General features: G+C 39.7%; 1 protein-coding gene and 1 tRNA gene. Both read right to left on the bottom strand.

All coding sequences use genetic code 11. From position 1 onward, the window contains the following. Positions 1-79: 79 nt before the first annotated feature. Positions 80-1,255: a DcaP family trimeric outer membrane transporter gene (locus tag AB4238_RS22400; RefSeq protein WP_372035843.1), complete on the bottom strand. Its 1,176-nt coding sequence runs from the start codon at positions 1,253-1,255 to the stop codon at positions 80-82. A 1,795-nt stretch (positions 1,256-3,050) separates the two neighbouring features. Beyond that, a tRNA-Lys gene (locus tag AB4238_RS22395) sits at positions 3,051-3,126 on the bottom strand. Positions 3,127-3,174: the final 48 nt, after the last annotated feature.

Here is a 3,174-nt window from a genome sequence, read left to right as displayed (position 1 = left end):
GCTAAATGATCGGCATTAGGCTACAGCCTCCTTTTTTATTGTCTAAATTATCTAACTAATAGTAATGGTCTTGTATCAACTAGAGTACATACTTCATTGAGAAGATGACACGATTTAGCTCTCCATCAAAACCATTCTCTTTGGTGTTCTTCGCATACATGTATTCAACGCCAACCGTAAGTGGCTTAACTGGAGAGTAAAGTAAGTTGATATAGCCAGAGTATGAGTCTTTATTGACGTTGTTACCAATCAAGTCAATATTGTTATCAGCTTTAAAACCTGAGCCCGTGATACTTGTACGCCATTTATCATTCCACCAATGACGGTAAGAGATGTAACCACCATAAGAGGTAATAGCTTCAATGTCACCATTTACGTCCAATACACCCGCATTAGCGTAGTTAAGCGCCATATAACGCCCTAAGCCATCACCGTATGTTGCAGACATTTTAATATCATCCTGTCCTACTGGGATCACACCAGTAAAACTCACACCGTAACCAAATGTTGAGGAGTCATAAGTACCTGTAGGATTATTATTCGCATCTCTAACTGTTTTATCAATATTAAGCTGTCGTGCAAGGCCGGCAAAGGTAAACGCCATGCCGCTTTCGGTTTTCATGTTATAGCGAGCAACAAAATCAGGTATCATACCGCTACCGCTTGTGATACGGCCACCAGTTGGATCTCGGTAGGCATTAAGTGTTGTTTCTGGGTTTTCTGCCGAGAATTGAAAGCCACCGTTGGTGTAGCGAACCATTGTTTGACGCACAAAAGGCGTACCTTCAGCAGCACCCACAAAATCTAAGTTTTCAGGTAAGGCGCCTGGGTTTTGGAAGGTAGTCCACATTTGGCCGGCAGCCCAATTATCAAAACTTAAGAATGCCTGACGGATCCGTGGCGAGTAGCTGTTAGATACTCGCTCGTTACCATCGGTATGAGTCATAAAATCGAGTTCAATGAAACCAACTAACTTATGACCATCAATATCGGTAGACGATTTAAAATTAAAGCGTGATTCCCTTGCTTGAAAATCGACAACCTGTTTACCATTACTTGAATCACCATAAATGGTACCTGGTACATAAAACTGTCGTGATAGACTGCCAGAATCAGGTGCGCCATTGCTGTAATCACTGAACATCACATCAGCTTTTACATAACCACCAAATTTAAAGTCCGTATCAGCCTGTGCACTTATACTCGTTGCAGCTATAAGCGAAGCACACAAGATACTTAATTTTGCTTGTTTCATTCCCTTTCTCCCGTATTTTTTATTATCCTTACGAAATATGACCGACTTAACATCAAGGCAACATTAGCAATAGGTCTATCAGACAAAAGTAGAACACCTTTTACTAATTAATCACTTCCGCATCCATCGCGGCTAATATTAGTAAAGAAAAATACAAAGTGTTAATAAGTCACAAGAAAACCGGAAGAAAGATGTAACCATTCTTAAATAGTTACAGTTGAAAAAATAAAGTAAAACTTGTAAATCAGCAATAAGGGAAACTATGTTACTATTTTAAACAGTAACTTACGCAACAACAGAAAGCTAAAATTACAGTGATAAAAAATATGTAACACGGCTGTCATCTACTAAATAAAAACTTACTTATTATTTTTGAGCGTTTTGTTTAGGCTCAGTATTATCAGACATACCATCAGAAAATGTCTCATTCACATAAACTTTTTTAGATTTTCATAAAAAAGATATCGACAAAAATAGCGACAAAATAATTACTTTGCTTGGCATAAAATAGCAAATGAGCATGGGCTGAAGTAATCAAAGTAGCTGTTTATCATTATCAGAGTAATAAAGTGAATTCAGACTTTAATTCCATAAGCCGTAAATCGTCGACCAATTGCTTGCTAACAAAAGCCAGCCAACTGCTATTTAGCTCAAACCGACACAACTGAGTTTATGCTATCAATCTTTAGTGAAAAGGTTTTTCTAAGGAGTGCTGCAGAATCAATAGGAAGTGGTGGGTCGTGAAGGATTCGAACCTTCGACCAATTGCTTGCTAACAGGAGCCTGCCAACTGCTATTTAGCTCAAACCGACACAACGGAGCTTTTACTACCAATCTTTAATGAAAAGGTTTTTCTAAGGAGTGTTTCAGAATCAATAATAAGTGGTGGATCGTGAAGGATTCGAATCTTCGACCAATTTCTTGCTAACAGGAGCCAGCCAACTGCTATTTAGCTCAAACCGACACAACTGAGTTTATGCTACCAATCTTTAGTGAAAAGGGTTTTCTAAGGAGTGCTGCAGAATCAATAGGAAGTGGTGGGTCGTGAAGGATTCGAACCTTCGACCAATTGCTTGCTAACAAGAGCCAGCCAACTGCTATTTAGCTCAAACCGACACAACTGAGTTTATGCTATCAATCTTTAGTGAAAAGGGTTTTCTAAGGAGTGCTGCAGAATCAATAGGAAGTGGTGGGTCGTGAAGGATTCGAACCTTCGACCAATTGCTTGCTAACAGGAGCCAGCCAACTGCTATTTAGCTCAAGCCGACACAACTAAGCTTTTGCTATCAAACTTTAATGAAAAGGTTTTTCTAAGGAGTGTTTCAGAATCAATAAGAAGTGGTGGGTCGTGAAGGATTAGAACCTTCGACCAATTGCTTGCTAACAAGAGCCAGCCAACTGCTATTTAGCCCAAGCCGACACAACTAAGCTTTTGCTATCAAACTTTAATGAAGAGGTTTTTCTAAGGAGTGTTTCAGAATCAATAAGAAGTGGTGGGTCGTGAAGGATTCGGACCTTCGACCAATTGCTTGCTAACAAGAGCCAGCCAACTGCTATTTAGCTCAAGCCGACACAACTAAGCTTTTGCTATCAAACTTTAATGAAAAGGTTTTTCTAAGGAGTGTTTAAGAATCAATAAGAAGTGGTGGGTCGTGAAGGATTCGAACCTTCGACCAATTGCTTGCTAACAAGAGCCAGCCAACTGCTATTTAGCTCAAACCGACACAACGGAGCTTTTGCTATCAAGCTTTAATGAAAAGGTTTTTCTAAGGAGTGTTTCAGAATCAATAAGAAGTGGTGGGTCGTGAAGGATTCGAACCTTCGACCAATTGGTTAAAAGCCAACTGCTCTACCAACTGAGCTAACGGCCCATCTTGGTGATGCTTCTACTTGTTTTTCCACCTGTAGAATAAGTGGTG

The sequence above is a fragment of the Shewanella sp. 10N.286.45.A1 genome (assembly GCF_041470405.1).
In the GTDB taxonomy this organism is placed as follows: Bacteria; Pseudomonadota; Gammaproteobacteria; order Enterobacterales; family Shewanellaceae; genus Shewanella.
The sequence above is the reverse complement of the archived record's forward strand: the minus strand, read 5'-3'. Positions and strand labels throughout refer to the sequence as shown.